Annotated in this window: 28 protein-coding genes; 6 read left to right on the top strand and 22 right to left on the bottom strand. The window is 50.8% G+C overall.

Annotated features, from left to right (window positions below; genetic code table 11):
* Positions 1 to 3 precede the first annotated feature (3 nt).
* Together KNP80_RS11375 and KNP80_RS11370 are read right to left on the bottom strand one after the other, a co-directional pair.
* Positions 4 to 783 carry a sulfite exporter TauE/SafE family protein gene (locus KNP80_RS11375; RefSeq protein ID WP_214720498.1) on the bottom strand — a complete coding sequence of 260 codons (780 nt, stop codon included), beginning with the start codon at positions 781 to 783 and terminating at the stop codon, positions 4 to 6.
* A 40-nt stretch (positions 784 to 823) separates the two neighbouring features.
* Positions 824 to 1,195 (bottom strand): rhodanese-like domain-containing protein, encoded by a 372-nt coding sequence (locus tag KNP80_RS11370; protein ID WP_251132378.1) that lies wholly within the window; start codon positions 1,193 to 1,195, stop codon positions 824 to 826.
* A 114-nt stretch (positions 1,196 to 1,309) separates the two neighbouring features.
* On the opposite strand from KNP80_RS11370, the gene KNP80_RS11365 reads away from it, so the two are divergent.
* The 3 genes from KNP80_RS11365 to KNP80_RS11355 all read left to right on the top strand — a co-directional run bounded on the left by KNP80_RS11365 (position 1,310) and on the right by KNP80_RS11355 (position 4,261).
* Positions 1,310 to 1,606, top strand: a complete 297-nt coding sequence (locus KNP80_RS11365) for a rhodanese-like domain-containing protein (RefSeq protein WP_214834769.1) — start codon at positions 1,310 to 1,312, stop codon at positions 1,604 to 1,606.
* 69 nt (positions 1,607 to 1,675) lie between these two features.
* Positions 1,676 to 3,076, top strand: coding sequence for an MBL fold metallo-hydrolase (locus tag KNP80_RS11360; protein WP_214834768.1), 1,401 nt, complete (start codon positions 1,676 to 1,678; stop codon positions 3,074 to 3,076).
* 63 nt (positions 3,077 to 3,139) lie between these two features.
* A complete protein-coding gene (locus tag KNP80_RS11355) occupies positions 3,140 to 4,261 on the top strand; it encodes a redoxin family protein (protein ID WP_214834767.1) in 1,122 nt (373 codons plus the stop codon).
* Between the two features lie 68 nt (positions 4,262 to 4,329).
* Here the strand turns inward: KNP80_RS11355 and KNP80_RS16010 are convergent, their stop codons facing one another.
* The 6 genes from KNP80_RS16010 to KNP80_RS11325 form a co-directional block, all read right to left on the bottom strand.
* Positions 4,330 to 4,920: a YrvL family regulatory protein gene (locus KNP80_RS16010; protein WP_353047998.1), complete on the bottom strand. Its 591-nt coding sequence runs from the start codon at positions 4,918 to 4,920 to the stop codon at positions 4,330 to 4,332.
* A complete protein-coding gene (gene nfsA, locus KNP80_RS11345; RefSeq protein WP_214834765.1) occupies positions 4,827 to 5,579 on the bottom strand; it encodes an oxygen-insensitive NADPH nitroreductase in 753 nt (250 codons plus the stop codon). Before nfsA ends, KNP80_RS16010 begins: the two co-directional genes overlap by 94 nt.
* A 66-nt stretch (positions 5,580 to 5,645) precedes the next feature.
* Positions 5,646 to 6,119: a hypothetical protein gene (locus KNP80_RS11340; protein WP_214834764.1), complete on the bottom strand. Its 474-nt coding sequence runs from the start codon at positions 6,117 to 6,119 to the stop codon at positions 5,646 to 5,648.
* Between the two features lie 327 nt (positions 6,120 to 6,446).
* On the bottom strand, positions 6,447 to 6,986 hold the full coding sequence (locus tag KNP80_RS11335; RefSeq protein WP_214834763.1) for a sugar O-acetyltransferase: 540 nt from the start codon (positions 6,984 to 6,986) through the stop codon (positions 6,447 to 6,449).
* Between the two features lie 114 nt (positions 6,987 to 7,100).
* On the bottom strand, positions 7,101 to 8,570 hold the full coding sequence (locus tag KNP80_RS11330; RefSeq protein WP_214834762.1) for a catalase: 1,470 nt from the start codon (positions 8,568 to 8,570) through the stop codon (positions 7,101 to 7,103).
* Positions 8,571 to 8,678: 108 nt separating this feature from the next.
* A complete protein-coding gene (locus KNP80_RS11325) occupies positions 8,679 to 9,260 on the bottom strand; it encodes a DUF2238 domain-containing protein (RefSeq protein WP_021066644.1) in 582 nt (193 codons plus the stop codon).
* Between the two features lie 154 nt (positions 9,261 to 9,414).
* Between KNP80_RS11325 and KNP80_RS11320 the strand changes: the two genes are divergently transcribed.
* Positions 9,415 to 9,828 (top strand): VOC family protein, encoded by a 414-nt coding sequence (locus KNP80_RS11320; RefSeq protein WP_214720238.1) that lies wholly within the window; start codon positions 9,415 to 9,417, stop codon positions 9,826 to 9,828.
* A 218-nt stretch (positions 9,829 to 10,046) separates the two neighbouring features.
* Positions 10,047 to 10,595, top strand: a complete 549-nt coding sequence (locus tag KNP80_RS11315; protein ID WP_214720239.1) for a GrpB family protein — start codon at positions 10,047 to 10,049, stop codon at positions 10,593 to 10,595.
* A 153-nt stretch (positions 10,596 to 10,748) separates the two neighbouring features.
* On the opposite strand, the gene KNP80_RS11310 is transcribed toward KNP80_RS11315, so the two are convergent.
* The 11 genes from KNP80_RS11310 to KNP80_RS11260 all read right to left on the bottom strand — a co-directional run bounded on the left by KNP80_RS11310 (position 10,749) and on the right by KNP80_RS11260 (position 17,490).
* Positions 10,749 to 11,474, bottom strand: a complete 726-nt coding sequence (locus tag KNP80_RS11310) for a class I SAM-dependent DNA methyltransferase (protein WP_214720240.1) — start codon at positions 11,472 to 11,474, stop codon at positions 10,749 to 10,751.
* Positions 11,474 to 11,821, bottom strand: coding sequence for a ribosome silencing factor (gene rsfS / locus KNP80_RS11305; RefSeq protein WP_021066647.1), 348 nt, complete (start codon positions 11,819 to 11,821; stop codon positions 11,474 to 11,476). Before rsfS ends, KNP80_RS11310 begins: the two co-directional genes overlap by 1 nt.
* 10 nt (positions 11,822 to 11,831) lie before the next feature.
* Positions 11,832 to 12,389, bottom strand: coding sequence for a bis(5'-nucleosyl)-tetraphosphatase (symmetrical) YqeK (yqeK, locus tag KNP80_RS11300; RefSeq protein ID WP_214834761.1), 558 nt, complete (start codon positions 12,387 to 12,389; stop codon positions 11,832 to 11,834).
* Positions 12,379 to 12,948, bottom strand: a complete 570-nt coding sequence (locus KNP80_RS11295) for a nicotinate-nucleotide adenylyltransferase (RefSeq protein WP_214720242.1) — start codon at positions 12,946 to 12,948, stop codon at positions 12,379 to 12,381. The genes yqeK and KNP80_RS11295 overlap by 11 nt, the downstream gene beginning before the upstream one ends.
* Entirely contained in the window at positions 12,945 to 13,241 is a 297-nt protein-coding gene (gene yhbY, locus KNP80_RS11290) for a ribosome assembly RNA-binding protein YhbY (protein WP_021066650.1), read from the bottom strand. Before yhbY ends, KNP80_RS11295 begins: the two co-directional genes overlap by 4 nt.
* A gap of 5 nt (positions 13,242 to 13,246) precedes the next feature.
* Positions 13,247 to 14,032 (bottom strand): shikimate dehydrogenase, encoded by a 786-nt coding sequence (gene aroE / locus KNP80_RS11285; RefSeq protein WP_214720243.1) that lies wholly within the window; start codon positions 14,030 to 14,032, stop codon positions 13,247 to 13,249.
* The gene (gene yqeH / locus KNP80_RS11280; RefSeq protein WP_214720282.1) at positions 14,029 to 15,141 is read right to left on the bottom strand and encodes a ribosome biogenesis GTPase YqeH; all 1,113 of its coding nucleotides are present in this window, start codon (positions 15,139 to 15,141) and stop codon (positions 14,029 to 14,031) included. Before yqeH ends, aroE begins: the two co-directional genes overlap by 4 nt.
* 134 nt (positions 15,142 to 15,275) lie before the next feature.
* Positions 15,276 to 15,902 (bottom strand): YqeG family HAD IIIA-type phosphatase, encoded by a 627-nt coding sequence (locus KNP80_RS11275; protein ID WP_021066653.1) that lies wholly within the window; start codon positions 15,900 to 15,902, stop codon positions 15,276 to 15,278.
* Between the two features lie 128 nt (positions 15,903 to 16,030).
* Positions 16,031 to 16,813 carry a phosphatidylserine decarboxylase gene (locus tag KNP80_RS11270; protein WP_214720244.1) on the bottom strand — a complete coding sequence of 261 codons (783 nt, stop codon included), beginning with the start codon at positions 16,811 to 16,813 and terminating at the stop codon, positions 16,031 to 16,033.
* Complete coding sequence (locus KNP80_RS11265; RefSeq protein WP_021066655.1) at positions 16,810 to 17,229, bottom strand: thioredoxin family protein; 420 nt, start codon at positions 17,227 to 17,229, stop codon at positions 16,810 to 16,812. The genes KNP80_RS11270 and KNP80_RS11265 overlap by 4 nt, the downstream gene beginning before the upstream one ends.
* 66 nt (positions 17,230 to 17,295) lie before the next feature.
* Positions 17,296 to 17,490 carry a YjzD family protein gene (locus tag KNP80_RS11260; RefSeq protein ID WP_021066656.1) on the bottom strand — a complete coding sequence of 65 codons (195 nt, stop codon included), beginning with the start codon at positions 17,488 to 17,490 and terminating at the stop codon, positions 17,296 to 17,298.
* A 164-nt stretch (positions 17,491 to 17,654) separates the two neighbouring features.
* Between KNP80_RS11260 and KNP80_RS11255 the strand changes: the two genes are divergently transcribed.
* Positions 17,655 to 18,467, top strand: coding sequence for a Cof-type HAD-IIB family hydrolase (locus KNP80_RS11255; protein WP_214834760.1), 813 nt, complete (start codon positions 17,655 to 17,657; stop codon positions 18,465 to 18,467).
* Between the two features lie 56 nt (positions 18,468 to 18,523).
* On the opposite strand, the gene KNP80_RS11250 is transcribed toward KNP80_RS11255, so the two are convergent.
* The 3 genes from KNP80_RS11250 to KNP80_RS11240 all read right to left on the bottom strand — a co-directional run bounded on the left by KNP80_RS11250 (position 18,524) and on the right by KNP80_RS11240 (position 22,561).
* Positions 18,524 to 19,195: a 5'-methylthioadenosine/S-adenosylhomocysteine nucleosidase family protein gene (locus KNP80_RS11250; protein ID WP_214720246.1), complete on the bottom strand. Its 672-nt coding sequence runs from the start codon at positions 19,193 to 19,195 to the stop codon at positions 18,524 to 18,526.
* Positions 19,196 to 19,269: 74 nt separating this feature from the next.
* Positions 19,270 to 20,118 (bottom strand): YitT family protein, encoded by an 849-nt coding sequence (locus KNP80_RS11245; protein WP_021066659.1) that lies wholly within the window; start codon positions 20,116 to 20,118, stop codon positions 19,270 to 19,272.
* A 145-nt stretch (positions 20,119 to 20,263) separates the two neighbouring features.
* The gene (locus KNP80_RS11240; RefSeq protein ID WP_214834759.1) at positions 20,264 to 22,561 is read right to left on the bottom strand and encodes a glycoside hydrolase family 65 protein; all 2,298 of its coding nucleotides are present in this window, start codon (positions 22,559 to 22,561) and stop codon (positions 20,264 to 20,266) included.
* Positions 22,562 to 22,740: the final 179 nt, after the last annotated feature.

The raw sequence follows: 22,740 nt of genomic DNA, 5'->3' as shown, positions 1-22,740 counted from the left end.
CGCTCACCTGATGATATCCATCCAAATTTTTACTGTACTCGCTAAAATGAGTAGCGCTAAAATCATCTGCAGTGATTTTGTCTTCATGTTTTTACCGACGTTCGCGCCGAGCGGTGCGGCGATCAAACTGGCGATAATCATGATGACGGCAGGTTCCCACACAATTTGATCGGTGATAATTTTCCCTGCTGTCGAGCCAATTGACGAGATGAACGTGATAGCGAGCGAACTCGCGATTGCCATCTTCGTCGGAATCCGGAGCACGACGAGCATAATCGGCATCAAGATGAACGCACCTGCTGCCCCGACGATTCCTGCGGCCACCCCGACGACGAACGCCGAACTCGCTGCAATCACTTTATTGAATGTGACTTGGTCGAGTGGGACGTCCTCGACGTTCTTTTTCGGTAAGAACATCATGATTGTCGCAATCGTCGCGAGCACGGCGTAGACGACGTTAATCAAGTTCTCAGACAAGAGCGTCGAGCCGTAGCCGCCGATGAAACTCCCGATCAAGACGGCGACACCCATATACAGGATGAGCTGCTTATTCAAGTAGCCGCCTTTCCGGTATGCGTAAATCCCACCGATTGTCGCGAAGAAGACTTGAATCGCGCTGATCCCCGATACTTCATGGGCGCTGAACGCTGCGAAGCCGAGAAGCGGTGGAATGTACAACAGCATCGGATATTTAATAATCGATCCGCCAATCCCGACCATCCCCGAAATGAACGACCCGATAAAGCCGATCAAAAAGATGGTGATAATAAATCCAAATTCCATATTAACTCCTCCAATTCCCTACCCTCTATATAAGTAAGTTTTATTGTTGTTCCCAAGCGATCATGCCACCCGAGACGTCATAAATCTCCGTGTAGCCACGCTCTTGCAACAGCTGTGCCGCTTGGGCACTCCGGTTCCCGCTCCGACAGATGACATAAATCGGTTCACCTTTCGGATAAGGCAGTTCGGTGGCATTTAATGATGAAAGTGGTGCGTTCACCGCTCCTTCGATATGCCCCCCCTCGTATTCATCCACTTCTCGGACGTCTAACAAGGTTATTTCTTCGTTTTCCAATCTGTTTTGTAGTGTTTCGACGCCAATTTTTGTAATTTCACTCTCACCTGACGTAAAAAGAACGATTCCGACCGTCGCCAGCACTAAAATCGACACAATCATCATGATTTCCTTCAATTTTCGACCTCCGATTCTTTTTCTTGCATTCAGTATACCTCGGGGGGTATATTAAAAACAACGAAAGAAACTCGCTTCAAAAATTCTTAAACCAAAAAAGGAGATTTATCACTCATGAAAACCATTTCGACTATTGAACTAGAAACGTTGCTTCAATCTAATGAGACGCTTAACTTGATTGATGTTCGGGAGACAGACGAATTTGCAGGTGGCCACATCAAGCAAGCGAAAAACGTCCCACTCTCTGAATTCGGTACGAAAGTCGATGAGCTCGATCGTTCGAAACCGATTCACGTCATCTGTGCGGCAGGCGGACGAAGCATGAACGCTTCGGCTTACCTCGACTCACTCGGCTTCGATGTCGTCAACGTCGATGGCGGCATGATGAGCTGGACAGGTGAAACGGTCTAACAATCTTCTATATATACAGTAAAAAAACACAGTCGTTTACAGTCAACTATTCTTAGGGGGGTATTCCACATGTTATTACGTTATTTCTATGATCAAAAATTAGCACAAGCATCTTATATGGTCGGTTGCCAAATGACCGGCGAAGCCGTAGTCATCGACCCGGCCCGCAACATTACACCGTATCTTCAAGAAGCTGAAAAAGAAGGCATGAAAATCGTCGCGACGGCTGAGACTCACATCCACGCCGACTTCGTATCAGGTTCACTCGAGCTCGCGAAACGTACCGGTTCAACGGCTTACCTATCGGACGAAGGTGACGCGTCATGGAAATATGCGTTCGCGAAAGACATCGATTCAAAACTCGTCAAAGATGGCGATACGTTCAAAGTCGGTAATGTCACATTCGAAGTCATGCATACACCAGGCCACACGCCAGAACATATCTCATTCTTGCTGTATGACCGCAACCAGACACAACCAATGGGCATCTTCACAGGTGACTTCGTCTTCGTCGGCGATATCGGTCGTCCTGACTTGCTCGAAGAAGCAGCCGGCGTGAAAGGCACTACAGCCATCGGTGCCGAGCAAATGTTCGACTCGCTCAAGAAGTTCAAAGACCTTCCTGACTTCGTTCAAGTATGGCCGGGCCACGGTGCCGGCAGTGCCTGCGGAAAAGCGCTCGGCGCGATCCCGACATCGACAGTAGGTTACGAGAAAGCGACGAACTGGGCACTTCAAATGACTGATCAAGATGCGTTCATCAAAGAGTTGACGACGGATCAACCAGAACCGCCGAACTACTTCGCAATGATGAAGAAAGTAAACAAAGAAGGCATTCAAGTGACGAACATGATTGTTCGTCCGGAAGTCGTCGGTACGGACCGCATCGACACGCTCGTCGACGAGACACAAGTCGTCGATACACGTACAGGGGAAGAATTCGCCAAAGGACACGTCCCTGGCACCATCAACATCCCATACAACACGAAATTCGTCTCATGGGCCGGCTGGCTCGTCAACTTCGACAAAGACATCACGCTCATCGCGAGCGCGGAAGACTTCGAACAAGTGCAGACGGATCTTCAATCAATCGGTCTCGACCGTCTCCGCTTCATCGTCCCAGTCGAAGAGCTCGGTCAAGAACTTTTGACGGAAACGTACACGGACGTGACAGCTGAACAAGCGATTGAATCAGCTGAAAAAGGTGACGTCTTCGTCCTCGACGTCCGAAATGCGACGGAATGGAACGCGAGCCACTATGAGAAAGCCGAGCGCATCCTACTCGGTAAGTTGGCGCGTGACCACGAAGGCCTCCCGACAGATCAAACGATTGCCGTTCACTGTGCATCTGGCGTCCGTTCACGGATGGCCGCGAGTGTGCTTCAATCACTCGGCTACAAGGATATCCAAAACATCCTCGGTGGCTATGGCGCGATGAAGACTGTCCTCAATGCAGAACAAATCGGCTAATGCTATACTACAAACAAAGAAAGCGCCCACTCGTCTGGGCGCTTTTTCTCTAGGAGGGATTATGTGATCGCCATCGGTCCATTGAACATTCGACTCGATTTACTGGCTATGGTGGCCAGCCTACTTATTCTCTACATCGGCTTTAAAAAAATCGGCTTGTCGGAAAAAGAACGCGACGCCGTCCTCGGGACATGGTTCGCCGGTTTCCTCGCTTGGAAAGGAAGCGCGATCGTCCTCGGTCTCGCGTCGACAGGAAGTTTGGCCTTATCCCTTTATGCGACCGGCGGCACGTGGTCACTTCTCATTGCCGCTGCCGTGATTGCTTTTTTTGTATTCCGGCTCACGCCTAGCCTTCGTGGCTATTGGTTGTTCTCGGCCTTGGTCTTTTGGTTTGCGGTGACGCTCGTCGTCCCCAAATATGGGATGCTCCCGCTGCTTTCCTCATCGCAACCGCTCCATCTCTATATGGCCGCCCTCATCGTCTTACTGCTTATCGCAACGTGGCGCTGGATGCGGACACCGACGCTCGGAGCGCTGCTCTGGACGGGGGTCGGTGCATTTTCGATTTGGTTGACCGGGTCAATCGTCACCGGTACTTTCGAGTTGTGGTGGATCATTCCGTTCTTCCTTCTAATCGCCGTCGCCGCCTACGTGGCGCGACCGTCCCAGAAGGCCGTTCAATACGGACTCGGTCTCATCGTCGTGCTCGCCATCATCAACGCCAGCCTACCAGACGAGACACCACGACTCGAAGCCGGTTCGTCTCAGACCGGTTTGAACATTGGTCAAGTGCCGCCGAACTTTAAATTGAAGCGGACGGATGGAACGACGTTCAACTTGAGTGAGTTGCGCGGCGAACGGGTCGTCGTCAACTTCTGGGCGTCGTGGTGCCCACCGTGTCGGGCCGAGATGCCTGACATGGCCAAGTTTGCCCGTGAACAAGACGATGTGACCATCGTCGCCGTCAATACGACGACGAGCGAACGGGATGTCGCTGATGCCGAATCGTTCGTCGCCCCGTATGAAGACGCGTTCGAGGTCGTCTATGACGAGAACGGGATGGTCGGAGATGCGTATCGGATTCAGGCGATGCCGACAACATACGTCCTCGATGAAAATGGAGTCATCGTCGCCAAGCAATTCGGCGCAATCGACCACGCCTGGCTCGATGCTCAGACAAATTGAAAATAAAGGAGCGGTTTTCTCTCGATTGAGAAAAGCCGCTCCTTTATTTGTCTCGCGGGTAATTCAACTCATTTTTTTTCGTAAGCTTCAAATTCTTTTGAACCTCGTTTTGGAGGATCAGGATCTTGTTGAATAGATAACCACCCTACTAAACCTGTGACAAGCGAGAACAGACTGATCCCCAGTTGAGAAATCGACACGGACGTCATCAATCGGTCAATGATATTAACAATGATGAATGTACTCGTGATGTGAAGGAACAAAGCTAACATCCCTGTATGTGATTGGATGACATCAAGAGTCGTCAACGACTTCAACAAAGCCGATAGAAACAAGTTAATCGGGATCTCTGACAGTCCGTATACGAGGAAGAAGAGGAGCAGACTCCACAACGATTCATACTGTAGACCGAGTATTTTCAAGATTAGAAATTCAAGAGACGTAAACACAATCAATATGATTGAAATAATCAACGTACAAATCAATAAAGGTTTGATTCCTTTTATCGTGATCGTCCCCTTCTGTTTAGACAGCGTCCCCAAACTAAAAACCGCCTGAGCGGTTCTTAATTTTGCTTTGAGTAACCCTGAGTTTTCAAGAAATCTTTCACGTCGAGCCGGGTCGGTCTCGATAACATCCGTCCCATTTGTCCGGTCCACGTGTCGCTTCGTTGGTTCGACCCGCGTGCCGCATAGTAATCGTGAATCGTCGCATCATACGCATCGAGTTCTTGTTTCAGTTGCTCGGCGTCGGCGACGTATGTGTTCTCATGATAAATATGTTCGAGTGGGAGGCGCGGTTTTTGACCTTCGACGTGCTCTGGTACACCGACGGCAAGTCCGAAGAGAGGCAATACCCGCTCCGGCAGACCGAGCAGTTCCTTCACAGCGAACATATCATTGCGAATCCCGCCGATATAGCAAATGCCGAGGCCCATCGATTCGGCGGCAACGACAGCATTTTGCGAAGCGAGCGCGGCATCAATGACCGCAACAAGTAACTTCTCATCCGTCTCGAGTGTCGCATTCACTTCGGCCCCCCGCAGTTCACCGATTAACTCATGTCGATATAAATCAGCGCAGAAGACGAAGAAATGACCGTTGTCGATGACGTACTGCTGATTACCGGCGATTTCAGCCAGTCGAGCTTTCTTCTCCGGGTCGGTCACCCCGATGATGGAATAGGCTTGGATAAAGCTCGACGTCGAGGCGCGCTGGGCGCTCTCGACGATGAGCCGGATTTGTTCGTCGGTCAACGTCTCGTCCGTGAACGAGCGAACGGAGCGGTGGTTCAATAGTGTTTCAATGACTTGGTTCATGAAGCATCCCCCTTTTTTCTTATCTTGGCATAACCACAAGATCGGGACAATTTTGAAAGCTTCTAGTCAGACATCCACCTCAAAAATCGCCCACGGTAGCCAAAGGACAGATTCTGTCTCGACGTCTTCTTGATTGCTATATGTACAATAGCGTTCCGCTTCTTCAAGCGTCGGAATCAAGCCATGTTCATTCAAACGAAACGGGAACTGTTCAGCAAACTCTGACTCAAGACCATTACATAAATAGGAATGAAATATGCCCTTTTCATAACCAAGTACCTCATAACCTAACAGATGACCTGTTTCCACATTCTCTCTTCGCATGACGAAACGCTCGATTCCATATCGTTCAGGACTCTCACCCATTTCACTATCTTCTAAAAATGTAGAGATGTGTGCTTCCGGTAACGCTAGACCAACCACTTTGACCGCCACATGACTGAGAAACTGACGTTTGAATGTATGAGCCAGGTCTAGCGATTGAAACGTTTGTGGATACCCAAGCTGTCCAGACTCATGATACGTATCGATCCATGCCATTAGTTCGGTACTCCCTTGTTGATTAAGCTTTAATTCATGCTCATATGTCGCTTTGGCTTGCGTTGACATACCCCAGAGTACGTCGATGTTCGGATGGTGCTCGCATATACATGTACTTATAGACAAGACGGTTTCAGGAATGAGACGACTATCCATATAATCTGGTCGCACCGACTCTGCGACGAGCACATAACCAGCACTACATATTGTCATTTTTTCTCTCACACGTTTTCTAAGTATATGTAAAGACCTTATGACTCCCCAGGTTTATAGCGGACGAACGGTTGAAACGTTAGTTCAGTAACGTATTAGTTCGTTGTTTCATCATCATTCTTGCTCAATCGCTTTGATGATTTTGGCTGGGTTTCCAGCCACCACGACGTTCGGAGGAACATCCTTCGTTACAACGGAACCTGCAGCGATAACCGCACCATCGCCAATCGTTATTCCTGCCAAAACGACGCAACTCCCTCCAATCCATACATCGTTGCCGATATGAATCGGGGTAGCGATCCCACTCTTGTTTCGGTCACGTGAAGATAACGCATGTCCTGCCGTATAAATCCCGACGTTCGGCCCAATCATGCAGTCATCGCCAATCGTTACTTCAGCCATATCTAAAATCGTACAATTATAGCCTGCATAAAATCGATTTCCCACATGAACGTTAGTGCCTAAGTCACAATGAAAATTGTGTTCAACGACCGGATCTTCACCCACTGTACCAAATAGTTCACGGAGGATTGACGCTCGTAACGTATCATCATCAACTTCAGATGCATTGAAGCGCTGCACGAGCCGCTGTGCACGTCTTCCTTGACGCTTCAGAGCGTCAGTTCCTCGTTCATAATAAATGGTCTCTTTCATCACATGTTCCTCCTGACGTATGGATTAGGGCCTGCTAGTCAAAACGAGCCATCCCTGTGCTCTTTATTATACTCAAAAAAGCAGAGCGGCTGTTGCCGACTCTGCTTGAAATGATTATTCCGTCACTTGACTCAAGAACGGTGTGATATCGACGTTGAGTGCTTCCGAGAGACGCGCGCCGAGGTCGCGGTCGGCCCGATAGAAGTTGCAGATCAAGAGGAGCACCGTGTTTTCATGGCGGACTTCTTTAATGTGCGCCACCAAGTTGTTCACGAGTGCCGTCTTCTCTTCTTCCGAGTAGCGACGGTACACTTCTCCAGCTTGACCGAAGTCATTTGTCTTCTCGATTTTTTGACGTCCAGCCACTCCTGAGATTGGTTGTTCCGTCTCGATATAAGCCGCGTCCGGTTTCGGTGCGTCCTCATAGCGGTTCGGTTCATAGTTGACCGGGCTCGTCTGTTGTTTGAACGGCATCACGCCATCACGCTGATTGTTCGACACTTGTGCGAACGGACAGTTGATCGGGAGCTGCAAGTAGTTCGCCCCGATACGATAACGTTGCGTATCCGAATAGGAGAACAAGCGACCTTGGAGCATCTTGTCTTCAGACGGTTGAATCCCAGGTACGAGCACGCCCGGGTTGAATCCGACAGATTCCGTCTCGGCAAAATAGTTGTCGACGTTTTTGTTAAGCGTCATCGTACCGACGAGTTGATACGGGATGACATCTTCGAACCAGTCTTTTGTCGCGTCGAGCGGATCGAAATCGAAGTTATCCATATCGGCCGGGTCGAGGATTTGGACGTAGAGATCCCATTCTGGGAAGTCGCCTTCCTCGATGGCGTTGAACAAGTCGCGTGTCGCATGGTTGAAGTCTTCGGCCTGTACTTTCGCCGCTTCTTCCATCGACAAGTTTTTAATGCCTTGTTTCGGGACCCAACGGAGTTTTATGTACACCGTGTTTCCGTATTCGTTGACCCATTTGAATGAGTGGACCGATGAACCGCGCATATGACGGTATGAGGCTGGAATCCCTTCATCGCTGAACAAGTGGATGAGCATGCTCGTCGATTCCGGCGTGAGCGACATGAAGTCGAAGAAACGGTCTGGGTCTTGCAAGTTCGTCCGTGGGTCCGGTTTAAGTGAGTGGATCACGTCTGGGAATTTGATGGCGTCACGGATAAAGAAGACCGGTAAGTTGTTTCCGACGAAATCATAGTTCCCTTCTTCCGTGTAAAACTTGACCGAGAATCCACGTGGGTCACGAAGCGTCTCTGGTGAGCCAAGACCATGGATGACGGTTGAGAAGCGAGCGAAGATTGGAGTCTCTTGCCCTTCTTCCTGCAAAAATTTGGCTTTTGTATATCGTTTCATGCTATTTTTAACTTTGAAGACACCGTGTGCTCCGGCACCACGAGCATGAACGACCCGCTCCGGCACGCGCTCACGGTCAAAGTGGGCGAGTTTTTCAATGAGTTGATAATCTTCGAGAAGTGTGGGGCCGCGGCGACCCGCTGTGATGGAGTTGGCGTTATCCCCGATTGGGACGCCTTGGTTAGTAGTTAGACGACGATGTTGATCCATATTGTTGCCTCCTCTTTATAATCATTCTTACAAAGTTAATGATATTAAAAGATAATAATTATTACAAATAAAACGCTCGAGCAATACTCGGGCGTTTTGCAATCGCTTTCAGTTTTTACGTTTCTTATGTTGTTCTTTTCGGTGAATCTCGGTCACGAGCAAGGCCGCGATGATGCCGCCGAGTGATCCGGCAACGAGATCGACCATCGTGTCGTCGTTCCCGTTCCCTTGCATCGTCGTGTTCAATAGCAAGTCCGATGTGAATTCATACATTTCCCAAAGTGCCGCCCCGGCCATCGCGAAGACGACGATATAGACGAAGACGAACCGCTTCGGCATCTCAAGTCGGATGTCCTCATCAAGTCGACTTAAGAAATCGAAGCCGAGAAACGCCAAAAACACCCCACTCAACACGTGAAGAAACGTGTCCCACCAACCGTTCGAATACAATCCGACAATCGACCCCAAGTACTGCGACGCAAACAAGAATAAGATATAGGCGACTTTCATTTTAGCGTCGAACTCGGTTTTGAACGTCTTCTCGAGGATGAACGGAATCAAACCCGACACGATCCCCGCCCCGGCGACGCTCGCGTCAAACCACTCTCCTTCGATGATCGACGTGACGAGTATGACCGCCATGAACAACACGAACCCGAATTCTAGTAGACGTCCTCGTGTCAGTTTCATCTCCTTACGCCTTCTTTCGTAAGAATGTCTCATCTACTCCATTCCCGTTTCAGCGACCGTTTCAACAACCTTATCCGAAAATTCGTGCTTTTGTCGGATTCTTCCGTCATCCGTTTGTCTCATACTGAAAGAAACGATTCGAGGAGGAACACTCATGCCGATCAACCCTTATCTCAATTTCAATGGCGACTGTCGCGACGCCGTCCTGTTTTATGCCGACGTCTTCGCCGAGCCCGCCCCGGACATCATGACGTTCGGTGCCCAGCCTGGACCGGACGGTGAACCTGTACCGGACGAGCTGGCCGACCTCGTCCTCCATGCCCGTCTGAGCGTCCATGGTACATCGCTCATGTTTTCGGACGCTATGCCGGACGGTCCGGTCACGTTCGGGCAGAACATCACACTCGCCGTCGTGACAGATGACCTCCACGCCATCCGTCGAGAATTCGAGGCTTTATCTGCCGGTGGCCGTGTCCTTATGCCGCTCCAAGAGACGTTCTGGAGCAAGGCGTATGGCATGGTCGAAGACCGTTTCGGTGTCCAATGGCAATTCAGTCACGAGGCTTGACCATGACAAAGACCCCATGCTACTTGCAATGGGGTCTTTCGACTCTTTTTATGATTAGCATTATGACGGGGCCATGAATCAACATTGAATTACTTGTGAACGGAGAAACAAGGCTGTAAGCAAAATGAGATAAAAATTATCTGGTTCTCTATATCGCGTTTAAAAATGAGGTTCTGGGTATAAAGTGAAAAAAACTTTCAGGGAGATGGGATAAACTCATGAAAGAAGACAAACACGAGCACTCAAATATTCCAATTTGGGCTTATGAGACTATTGAAATAGAAGATTCTAACGTGCAGTGGGCACGGTTAGGTCTACAAGAAACAAGAGAGTTGTTCGACTTACTTTCAAAGTTTGACATCAAGGAAGCAGAACACATAGGTAGTACGGCCGTTCCTGGTCTACCCGCAAAACCTATTATAGATGTGATGATTAGTATCGAATCGTTTGAAAAAATCCACGATATTGTTGATACATTAACGTTGCATGATTGGCACTATGTACCACCTGAACTAGATGGACAAACCTGGCGGAGATTTTTTGTGAAAGTAAAAAATGATAAGCGAGTTGCTCATTTACACATCATGAAAGTGGCAGAAGATCGTTGGGGAAAACAGATTGAGTTTCGAGATAAATTACGAGACAATCCTTCGCTTGTAAAAGAGTACGGGCTTCTTAAAAGGCATTTAGCAAAAGAATTTCGTAATGACCGAGAAAAGTATACTCAAGCTAAAGCTGCCTTTATAAGTCAAGTATTAAACACCTGACTTGGAGGCACGGAAACACGAATTGGGCAAACATGACTGCAACAATGCTTCACTTCGGGCAGAACCATCAATAAAAAAAGAATCAGACCGCATGTTGCGATTTGATTCGTTAACAGCTCGAGACCCCATCGCAAATCCGCGATGGGGTCTCGTTTATTTCTGGGCGACAAAAAAGATTCGTTCTGCGTTCGGGCCCGGAGCTTGGTCCGTGAAGTCAGCGGTGACCGATTTCACATGGAAGCCGACCCCGATGAGCCATTGCATATACTGCCCCGACTCATACGTCCGTTGCTCATGCGTCTCCTCGACGCGATCATACGTGCCATCCTCGAGGGCGACGAAGAACGTCAAATCGTGAACGACCGAGAGCGGTGCTTCGCCCGGGTCGGCGAACCAGATATACGAACAATCTTCCCCGTTCGAGGCATACGTCTTCTGATTGAAGAGCGTCTGCATCTTGTTCGGCGAATGCACATCAAAGATGAACATGCCGCCCGGTTTCAATTGTTCGTACACCGCCTCGAACGTATCGATGACATCGGCCTCATCCTCGAGATAGCAAAGCGAGTCACAGAGGATTGTCACGGCGTCGACTGGGTGTGGCAATTCAAGCTCCCGCATATCCTGTTGCCAGAGCGGAAGCATGATGCCTGCCTCGAGCGCTTTCTCTTGGGCGACTTCGAGCATCGACTCAGATAAGTCGAGTCCGATTGTCTCGTAATGCTCCGCCAAGCGAATCGTCGCCGAGCCCGTCCCGCATCCGACGTCAGCAAGCGATGCACCGTCTTTGACATGGCGACGCACGAAGGCGACCCAGTCCTCGTACGGGGCATCTTTCATCAACTCATCGTAGACGTAGGCGAACCCTTCGTACGCCATTAGCCGACTTCTACTTCCACTTGTGGCGCATCTGCCCACAATTTTTCAAGGTTGTAGTAGTCACGGTCATCGCGATGGAAGATATGGACGACGACGTTTTCGAGGTCAGCGAGCACCCAACGTGCCGAGTCCATGCCTTCGAATTTGTGGAGCGGGAGCTCATGCTCGCCGGCCACGTCTTTGATTTCGCGCGCGATTGCTTGGACTTGCTTCTCTGAATTACCGTGGCAGATGACGAAATAATCTGCGACCGGTGAGATGCCTTCCATGTCGAGGACGACGATATCTTCGGCACGCTTATCGTCAGCGGCCTTCACGATCAATTCTAATTCTTCTTTTACAGTCATACTGTACCTCCTAGGGTGTTTTCACAAAATGGTTATACGTCTCAATCGTCAGCGGGAAAACCCGCACCGACTTGTTCAATAAATAAGCAATCGTATGGCGCAACGTCGCGACGACGGCCGCTTCGAGCGAACGATCCGCGAGGTCACGCAAGACGTCGACGCCCGGATACGACCGATTCGGTTCGATCGCGTCCGCGACGAATAAAATCTGGTCGATCCGGGACATGCCCGGTTCTCCTGTCGTATGATTCTTGATGGCCGACACGACGGCCGGGTCAAGGTCGTACGCTCGGTCTAACAGGATGGCCCCGACCGGCGCATGCAACAGCTCGTCATCGAACTCAAGCAAGCTCGGATTGAGGTTCTCCTCGACCACGACTTGCCGCATCATGTCGGCATCCAAATATTTCGCATAGTCGTGCAACATCGCCGCGAGTCGCGCCGCTTCCACATCGGCCCCGTACAAGCGGGCCAACCGGTCGGCCGTCTCGACGACACCGAGCGTGTGGATGTAGCGTTTCTCGGGCAACGTCGCCTCAATCAATGATTGTGCTTCCTCATACGTCATACAAGTCGCGCTCCTTGATATAAGTTTCGACATCGAGCGGGACGAGATATTTGATGGACTTGTCCCGTCTCGTCCGCTCCCGGATATCGGTCGACGAGATCTCGAGTTGCGGCATATCGATCGTGCGCACATCTGCCTGTTTCGGGATGCGGTATCGGCTGCCCGGACGCGCGACAGCCCCGAACGTGACGAGGGTGACGAGCGTCTCGTAATCGTACCACTTTTCGAGTGATTCGAGCGAGTCCGCCCCAATCAAGAAGAAGAATGTGTCGTCCGGATACAAGTCCCGCAACCGTCTCATCGTCTCGACCGTATAGGACGGTTCGTCACGTTCAAACTCAATCAAGCTCAGTTTGAACGCAGGTTGATCCGCAATCGCCCGCCGAGTCATTTCGATTCGGTCTTTAGCCGGGCTGAAGCCCGCCTTGTGCGGCGGAATCGCCGCCGGCAGAAACCAGACCTCATCGAGTTCCAACTGTTCGCGCGCCTGTTCGGCGATCAATAAATGACCGAGATGTGGCGGGTCGAACGTGCCTCCCATCAGGCCGATGCGGCTCATGGGAGTTTGATTTGGCGATTTTCTTTCTCAGTCGCCTGTTTGTACAAGACGATGACTTTTCCGATGACTTGAACGACTTCGGCTTTCGTGCCTTCAGCCAATTCTCCGGCTACGTCTTTCGGCGTATCGGTACAGTTTTGAAGCACTTGAACTTTCAAGAGCTCACGTTTTTCGAGCGCGTCGCTAATGTCTTTGCACATCGCTTCACTCACTCCATTTTTTCCGACTTGATAAATCGGCGAGAGGTGGTGTGCCTCGGCACGTAAAAAGCGTTTTTGTTTACCTGATAACATACTATTTATTCCTCCAATAAGCGTTCAATTAACTTCATTCCGACAAGTTGATCCGGTCTCACACCTGTCCAATATTCAAACGCCAAAGCGCCTTGTCCGACGAACATGGCAGTTCCGTTGACGATTTTCGCGTCTGCTTTGGCGGCTTCCTTTAAAAACGGTGTGACGAGTGGACGATATATGATATCACAAACGACAGTGTTTTGTCGTAAACCTTTTAACGATCGTGGTGAATCGACGCCGTCCATGCCGACCGATGTCGTCTGGATGATGACGTCATACCGTGCGATCTCGACATCTGTGAGCGCCTGCGCCTCAATCCCGAACGCGTCCGCGAGACTCTCCGCCCGTTCCATCGTTCGATTTGTGACCGTAACGTCACGGGTCGGCAAGGCACTGATGATGCCGCGCGCTGCCCCACCCGCCCCGATGACGAGCACATGGCCCGTCCAATCGGTCCAGCGGTCGAGCGCGGCGACGAGGCCAGCCCCGTCCGTATTCGTCCCAATCAGCTTCCCGTCCCGCTTATACACCGTATTGACGGCACCGGCGGCTTCGGCCGCCTGATCAAGCTCGTCCAGGTACGGGATGACAGCCTCTTTATACGGGATGGTGACGTTGAAACCGTCCCAGACGCCGTCACGCATCTTTTGAAACAAGTCCGCGAGTTCGTCCGGGGTGACGTCAAGCGCCTCATAGCGCCCGAAAAGCCCAGACGCTCTCAGCCACTGCTCGTGCAGGACGGGAGAGAGCGAATGAGCAATCGGGTGACCGATGACGGCCAGTCTCATACGAGCGCCTCACGTAATGTGACGGCAACTCCTTTTGGTGCCCACGCGGCGATGCGTCCACCTTTTCCGTGAATCGCGACCCAACCGAGTCCGCTGAAGACGATGTCTGTCTTGACGCCGTCACGGAGACTGAACTCGTGACGCACGAGCGGAGGCAACAATTGCAACGTTTTCTCGTTCGGCGGATTGAGCATTTTACCGATATGGTTTTCGTATAGTTCATCTGCTTTGTCGAGCTTGGTCCGGTGTGTCTTCAACTCGTTCGACATGTAGACAACGAACGAGCGCTTGTTGCCTTCCATGTAGTCGAGACGGGCGAGTCCACCGAAGAAGAGCGTCTGCTGCGGGTTCAACTGGAACACGTGCGGCTTAATCTCTTTTTTCGGGGTGATCGTCTTCAAATCTTTCGCATCGACATAATGCGCCATTTGATGACGGTTGATAATCCCCGGCGTATCGTACAGGTTCGCATCATCGTCGAGCGGGACGTCAATCAAATCGAGCGTCGTTCCCGGGAAATGACTGACCGTGATGATGGCCTCGTCTTCTGCTCCGAAACGCTTGATGATTTGGTTGATGAGCGTCGACTTCCCGACGTTCGTACAACCGACGACATAGACGTCCTTGCCTTTACGATAGTACTCAATTTTCTCTGCGAGCTCGTCGATGCCGTGCCCTTTTTTGGCACTGATCAAGTGCACATCGACCGGGTTCAAGCCGAGCTCTTTCGCTTCAGACTTCATCCAGTTGGCCATCCGGTTCGGGTTGACCGACTTCGGTAATAAGTCGACTTTGTTTCCGACCAAGAGGACCGGGTTCGTGCCGACTGAGCGTTGAAGCCCTGGCAACCAGCTACCGTTGAAGTCAAAAATATCGACGATTTTAATGACGAGCGCTTCTTTAGCACTGATGCCGTTCAAGATGCGCAAGAAGTCGTCATCTGTCAATTCGACGTCTTGAATTTGATTGTAGTGCTTCAATTTGAAGCAACGTTGGCAAATGACGATCTCGCGATCGAGTGCCGATTTTGGTGCATAACCGGCACCGGTCGGGTCTTCCGTTTGAATAGCGACACCGCAACCGGCGCAATAACGTGTTGTTTCTTCCATAATGTTGTCTGCTGTCATTTAAGTTGCCTCTTCTTCATTCACTGTAGCGCCTCGCCGCTACTCCTGAAGCGTTAATTCCGACGCCTTACGCGCCGTACATGGACAGCCTCCTTCTTCCTGTGCGTTCGAGGTCCTTATTCATCTTTTTTATGTGAATCTTCGGAACGTGAGTGCATCGCTTCACCGATTTTCTCGGCGACGGCCACTTTGGCGCGCTTCGCATCGACGGCGAGCTCCTCAACTTTTTTCGTGATCAACACGTACTTTCCGCGACGTTTCATATGGGCGAACACGACTTTTTCAAGCATGCGATTGAACTTCGTGACGAGTCCGTCCGTCTTGACGACCGGTTGCACGTGGATGACATGAATCCCGGCCATGTTGGCACCGAGTACGTCCGTGAACAATTGATCGCCTAAGAAAATGGCTTCTTTCGTCGAATAGCCATATTTTGCGAGCGCCTGTTTGAATCCAGACGGTAACGGCTTTTTCGCACGTGCCACATAGTGAAGGCCGAGCGGTTCCGTGAACGTACGTACGCGGTTCTCGTTATTATTCGAGACGACGATGACATCGAGGCCGTGTGACTTCACTTTTTCAAGCCATAGCAAAAGAAGCTCTGGTGCGTGCGGGACATCCCAGGCCACGAGTGTATTATCAAGGTCCGTCAAAATTACACGTACCCCACGGTCTTTCAATTCTTCAAGGTCGATGTCAAATACTGACGCGACGAACTGTTTCGGATAAAGTCGATTAAACACGGTTAAATTCCTCCAATTAGCTAAAGCGATTCAACTACTATACATGTAGTGATATCCCTTCTATGGTAAACGAAAACCGACCAAACGACTAGTGTATCGTTCGGTCGGCCTGAAAAAGTTTTAAAAAATCAACCGTTTTGCATCGTCCCGATGACTTCTCCGAGTCGAACCGGGCCGATTTTGGCTGGGTCGATGGTGACGCGGCCTTTCTCAAAACAAAGGATGACGGTCGAGCCGAATGAGAAATAACCGACCTCGTCGCCTTTGCCCGCGTGTTCGCCTTCAAGCGTCCATTCGATCGTATTGACGTTCAACGCCCCGACCATGATGTGCTCGTATACTCCAACGGCCGTCTCGAAGCGCGTAACGCGACGATAGTTGCGTGAGAGCGGACGAACCGTCTTCGTCAACCCGATGTCATTCACCGGTGCCGAACGGTCACCGAGTTCATAATGACTGAGCACCCGCCCGGCGAGCGGGACGTGTACGCGGTGATAGTCACGCGGGCTCAAATAAAGGACACAGACCGTACCGCCGGCGTAACGTCTTGCTTCTTGTTGCGAGCCGAGCAGCTCGGCGAGCGTGTACGACTGACCTTTGACCTCGAAGCGGCTGTCGTCCGTAATATCGGCCACGATGGACAGTTTGCCGTCGCATGGTGAGACGACCGAGTTCGGGTTGGCGTCAATCGGCCGGACCCCGTCTTTCAAATGACGTGTGAAAAAGGCGTGCAGGCTCGGATAAGCCTCAATCGGTTCCGCCGCTTCATCAACGTTGATTTGATACGTTTTCGCAAACGACGGGATGAAAGCCCGGCTCGCTGACGATTCAGCGAAGGCACGGAGTCGCTTGGCAATGACCGGGGTCGCGTTCAATTCAAACAAAGTCTGATATAAGCGGCTTTTGATCACTGTGTGCCCTCCTCGTTTTTAAAGAACGTTTCATACTGTTGCTCAGAGACCGCTCCTTCAACACGTCCGACTTCTTTTCCATCTTGGAAACGAATCATCGTCGGTGTCCCGTTGATGCCATAAGTCGTCCAGACGTTGTGGTCGGCCAAGTTGATGGAGACGGCGTCATTCTCTTCGATGAGTGGCTCGACGTATGGTTTGACTTGCTCACAGTATTCGCAACCTGTCTGCCAGAAGTAGACGACGACTTCCTCTTCTTCTGAAATCTTCGTCTCGAGCTCGTCAGGTGTGACGGCGTTGACGCCCGTCTCCTCGTTCGCGTTGTTCAAGAAGAACAACAAGCCGAGACCGATGACGATGATGACTCCGATGATGGCGAACGTGATGAAGTTCGCCCGTTTGGCATTGTTTTTCATATTCGATTCCTCCTAATAATATAAAAAGAACTGACTCGGATATGAGCCAGCTTGGTTGTAGACGTCTTACTTCTCTTGTGCGACGTCGCTAATCCCCATATCTTGGTTAAGCGTGTCCAAGAGTACAATAAAGATCGTGATGACGACGCCAAAGAATGTCGCGAGCATCGCGTTGAACGTCACGCCATCGACAGCAGAAATGATAAAGATTGCTGTATTCGAAAGCAAGATCGCCCAGAACAATGTGACTAAGTAACGCATCGATAGTCCCCTCCATCTCACAGATGATTCATGAAAAATTCATACGTCCTTAGTATAGCATTGTTACCGTAAAATGTGCGACCTCGATTGTATATTCTTTCCGTCGAAACGGGAAATATGGTACGGTTTGAGAAATAAGCAACTCGTAGAAAAGAGGAAACCCTATGTCACGTTATTTAATCGCAGTCGATTTGGATGGAACGTTGTTGCGCGATGACAAGACGATCAGTGAGCGCAACGTGCGTGCGCTTCAAGCAGCCCGTGAGGCGGGTCATGAAGTGATGATCGCGACCGGTCGCCCACAACGCCACTCGATCATATATTACGAAAAGCTCGGCTTGACGACACCGCTCATCAACTTCAACGGCGCGCTCGTCCATCACCCGAAAGATCCGTCATACGCAGTGACGCACCGGCCGATTCCGCTCAAGACGGCGCACGAAATTATCGAGGAAGTATCGGAAACGAAAGCGCACAACATCGTCGTCGAAGTGACCGACCACGTCTATTTCCATAAAGATCCGCAAGAGTTTTACAGCCCGTACGCCGAGCGCGCGCTCAGCGTCACCTCGGGCAACTTGCTCAAACACTTGCAGGAAGAACCGACATCGCTCCTCATCCACGCGACGAAAGAGCACGTCGACAACGTCCGCGCTCGTTTGAATAAAGTCCACGCCGAGGCCGTCTTGAACCGCCAATGGCGCATGCCGGAGCACATGATCGAGGTCATGAGCCAGAACACGTCGAAAGCACTCGGGTTGCGCGAAGTATCGAAACATCTCGGTATCAACCGCAAAAACATCATCGCGTTCGGCGACGAGGAAAACGACCTCGAGATGCTCGACTACGTCGGCACCGGCGTCGCGATGGGCAACGCCATCAGCCAGTTGAAAGCCATCGCGGATGAAGTGACCGCGTCGAACATGGAAGACGGCATCGCCATCTACCTTGAAGAAAAACTCGGCATCAAAGCATAATCCACACACCGGCTGTTCATGCAGTCGGTGTTTTTTGCGTTCAATTCTGACCTTGGTCAAATAAAGCGCCACAAATAGTCGTCAAAAATCTTGGTCATCACTTTCGGGGTGTTTGCGATGTACACATTGATTTGTTCTACGTTCGAGTCGACTGGATTCGCGTCGCGTTCATCCGTCGGGAAGTCAGAGATTCCTTTGACAATGATACACTCGACGCCATTTTTCTTGCAGATATACGCGATGGCGCCTGCTTCCGTATCCGCGATGGTGATGTCGTGTCCTTTCAGTTCCCGGTAGTCGTTCCACATCACGACCGCCCGATCGGCCGTCGCAATGGTACCCGTCAAAAAATCGTCCCCGTAGTTCGCTAGTTCAATGTCGACGATGAACGATTGCTTGATCAGCGGCTCTACTTCTTTGACCGTGCAATCGTATTGAACAGCGCGATGAGGGATGAGGATATCCAACTGGTTGAACGTATCGTCGATTCCGGCGCACGTGCCAGCCACAATCACTTTCATTAAATTGAAACGAGACATCATATATTGATTGGCACCGACCCCGTTCGCTTTCCGCACACCGGTGCTGTAGAAAACGAGTTCGACATCATCAAGCGTCCTCTTGAAATACTCGCCATACGGGTAACTGAACCGTTCATCCACGCTAACGTCATAATACTCCAATGTCGCTTCATACTCCCATTTCGTCGCAATACTGACTCCAGTCATCACACGTCCCCCTCACACTCGTTTGATCTCTACCTATACAATAACCCCCGCTGAGCGTTCAGCGGGGGTTTATTTTAGCGTCGGAACGCACCTTCGACATCTTCAGTCGGGACCATATTGATGAAGACGCTTGGATCGGCGTCTTTACAGATGCGTGTGATTTCACGCACTTCGTGTCGTTGAGCGACCATCATGAGCGTCGCTTTCTCGACTTTCGAGTATGTGCCGATCGCCGGCATGAGCGTGATGCCGCGGAAGACGTGCTGGTGCAACTCCTTCGTCACTTCGTCCGGATGACTCGTGACGATGAAGAGCGTCTGGCGCTGCGTATTCGTATAAATCTCATCGATGACTTTCGACGTCACATATAAGAAGACGATCGTATAAAGCGCGGTCTGCCAACCGAACAACGCACCGGCCCAAAGCGCGATCATCATGTTCATGAGGAACAGATAGACGCCGACCGAGTTGTTCGTGAACTTCGCTAAGATCAGGGCGACGATATCGAATCCGCCGGTCGAGGCACCGAAACGAATCGTAATCCCCGAACCGATGGCGAGCAAAACCCCACCGAACACAGCGTTCAAAAGCGGGTCGTCCGAAATGATTGACGACTGCGGAAGCACGCGAATGAACACGGTGACTGCCGCGACGCTGATCAATGTATGAATCATCATGTTCTTGCCGAGCATGAAATAACTGACGATCAACAGCGGTACGTTCAAGACGAAGAACCAAATCCCTTCCCCGAGCTCAAACGGTGTCCCCGCAAACAGTTGCGTAAAAATTTGGGCGAGCCCCGTAAATCCGGTCGAGTATACCCCCGCCGGGATTAAAAATAATGTCATGGATAATGCAACGAACACTCCCCCGATAATCGAAACGATTCCGATGCGAGCGTGTTCTTTAACGGCTTCCGTCAAGTTTTGTCTCCCCTTTCAAAAATGGCTAAGAATCAAGATAACATAGTTTTCTAGTGCTGCCTACCATAAAAATAATGGGATGTGTCTACGCTCTTCATAAAAAAACAAGCCGGCCGAGGCCGACTTGTTGAGCTGATGCGTTTGGTCACGCTTTCACCGTCTCGATTGTCACGGCATCATTTGCCGGGACCGTGACGACGTTTCCGTATACGCGGATGGACACGTCCGTGCCACCTGTCTGTTTGATCGTCACTTGTTCACGCGTCGACGTGACCGTCAAGTGATGACCGCGCCAGAGCATGTTGAACGAGTACCCGTTCCAGCCCTTAGGAATCATCGGGCTGAATGTGAGCTCCGACTCAAGGGCGCGCATTCCTGCGAAACCGTGAACGATCGACATCCATGAGCCGACCATCGACGTGATGTGAAGCCCGTCTTCCGTATCGTTGTTATAGTTATCGAGATCGAGTCGTGCCGAACGTTGGTACAACTCGACCGCCTTGTCTTCATAGCCGACTTCGGCTGCGATAATCGAGTAGACGCAAGGCGACAAGCTCGACTCATGGACCGTACGCGGCTCATAGAAGTCGAAGTTGGCCCGCTTCTGTTCGACCGTGAAGCGATCGCTGAACGTATACAGTCCTTGGAGCACGTCCGCCTGCTTGATGAAGTTCGAGCGGAGGATGCGGTCCCACGACCAGTTTTGGTTGAGCGGCAAATGTTTCGGATCGAGGTCTTTCACCAAGATTTGTTCTTTATCCATGAAGCCGTCCTGTTGCATGAACACGTCTGGGACGAGGTCATCTTTCGGGTAGTACATCTTCGTTTGGATATCGTTCCACTTCGCGAGTTCTTCGTCTGAAAGACCGAGTGTCGCAATCAGTTCTTCAAGACGCGCCGGCTCTGCTTCTTTCAAATAGTTGTACACTTCTTGCGTGTACTCGAGCGTCCAAGCGGCAATCAAGTTCGTATACCAGTTGTTGTTGACGTTGTTGTCGTATTCGTTCGGACCTGTGACGCCTAGAATCATATACACGTCTTTGTGCGGGACAAAGTTGACGCGGCTCGCCCAGTAACGCGAGATCTCGACCAATACTTCAAGTCCGTATTGACCTAGGTATGACTTGTCGCCCGTGAAGTTCGTATAGTTGAAGATGGCGTGGGCGATCGCACCGTTCCGGTGAATCTCTTCATGCGTGATTTCCCACTCGTTGTGGCACTCTTCCCCGTTCATCGTCACCATCGGATAGAGGGCGCCTTCCATGCCGACGTTCTTGACCGAGTTCTCTTTTGCTTGCGGCAATTGGTTGTGACGATATTTGAGCAAGTTCCACGATACTTCCGGTTTCGTCGTCGCCAAGTAGAAGTGGAGGCAATACGCTTCCGTGTCCCAGTATGTGGCGCCGCCGTATTTCTCGCCAGTGAACCCTTTCGGTCCGATGTTGAGGCGCGAGTCCTCGCCCGTATACGTCTGATACATGTTGAAAATGTTGAAGCGGATACCTTGCTGCGCTTCAGCGTCGCCGTCGATGCGGACGTCCGCATCTTCCCAACGAGCGAGCCATGCTTCCGTCTGCTCGGCGAGAAGCGTTTCGAAGCCTTTTTCGAACGCCATCTCGACACGTTGCATCCCTTCCGATTGTAACGCCTCGACTTCATAATCACGGTTCGTGACGACCGAGACGTACTTGTACGCCGTCGCCGTCTCACCAGCTGGTGCCGTGACCGTGAACTTGTTGGCGACGTAAAGGTCCGTCGCTTCGAGCACTTCGCAACGTGCCCCCTCAACGTCAGCAATCATCGATGCCGTGACGTGCCAGTCGAGCTTCTTCGTTTTCGTTGTCACGAACCCAAAACGCTCTTCGACCCCGTGTTCGACCGGCAACCAGAACTTCTCATCGTAGTTTGAGTCTTCGTTGACGACATCGCCGTCCAAGAAAGGTGTGAATTCGACTTTCGCTTCGTAGTTGACCGGAGTGACGTTGTAACGGATCGCCAAAATCTCTTTGTCGACGATTGAGAAGAACCGGACGACTTCGACGTTCGTCTCTTCCGTCCCGTTCACGAGTGTGAACGTCCGCGTCAAGACACCGCGCTGCATATCAAGTTCACGCGTAAAGTCTTTCACTTCCCACTTCGCCAAATCGACCGGCGTCCCGTTGATGGCGACACGAAGCCCAACGACGTTCGTCGCGTTCAATACTTTTGCGAAGTATTCTGGATAACCATTCTTCCACCAACCGACACGTGTCTTATCTGGGTAATAAACACCGGCCACGTAAAAGCCTTGATGTGTATCGTTTGAATACTCTTCTTCAAAGTTGCCACGCATCCCCATATGCCCATTCCCGAGCGAGGTAATTGATTCCGCCAGGCGATTTTCTTCCGGATGTAGGCCTTTTTCCGTTACTTTCCATTCGTCGACTGCAAACAATCGTTTCATCTGTCTGCCACTCCTTTTTCTCTACAAGGCTACTCGTCATTAGACAATCGAATCATGCAACCGTTTGTCTATGAAAGCGCTGTATTTCAATCTCACCTCTCATTTTACACGACTCGCACGAGAATGCAATCGTTTGCATAAACTTTTTTCTTACTTTTTGGAGCAAACAAAAAACCTAC

Source organism: Exiguobacterium sp. E4787 (assembly GCF_018618375.1).
Lineage (GTDB): Bacteria > Bacillota > Bacilli > Exiguobacteriales > Exiguobacteriaceae > Exiguobacterium > Exiguobacterium chiriqhucha.
Note: the sequence above shows the minus strand (reverse complement) of the source record. Positions and strands in the feature narration are given on the sequence as shown.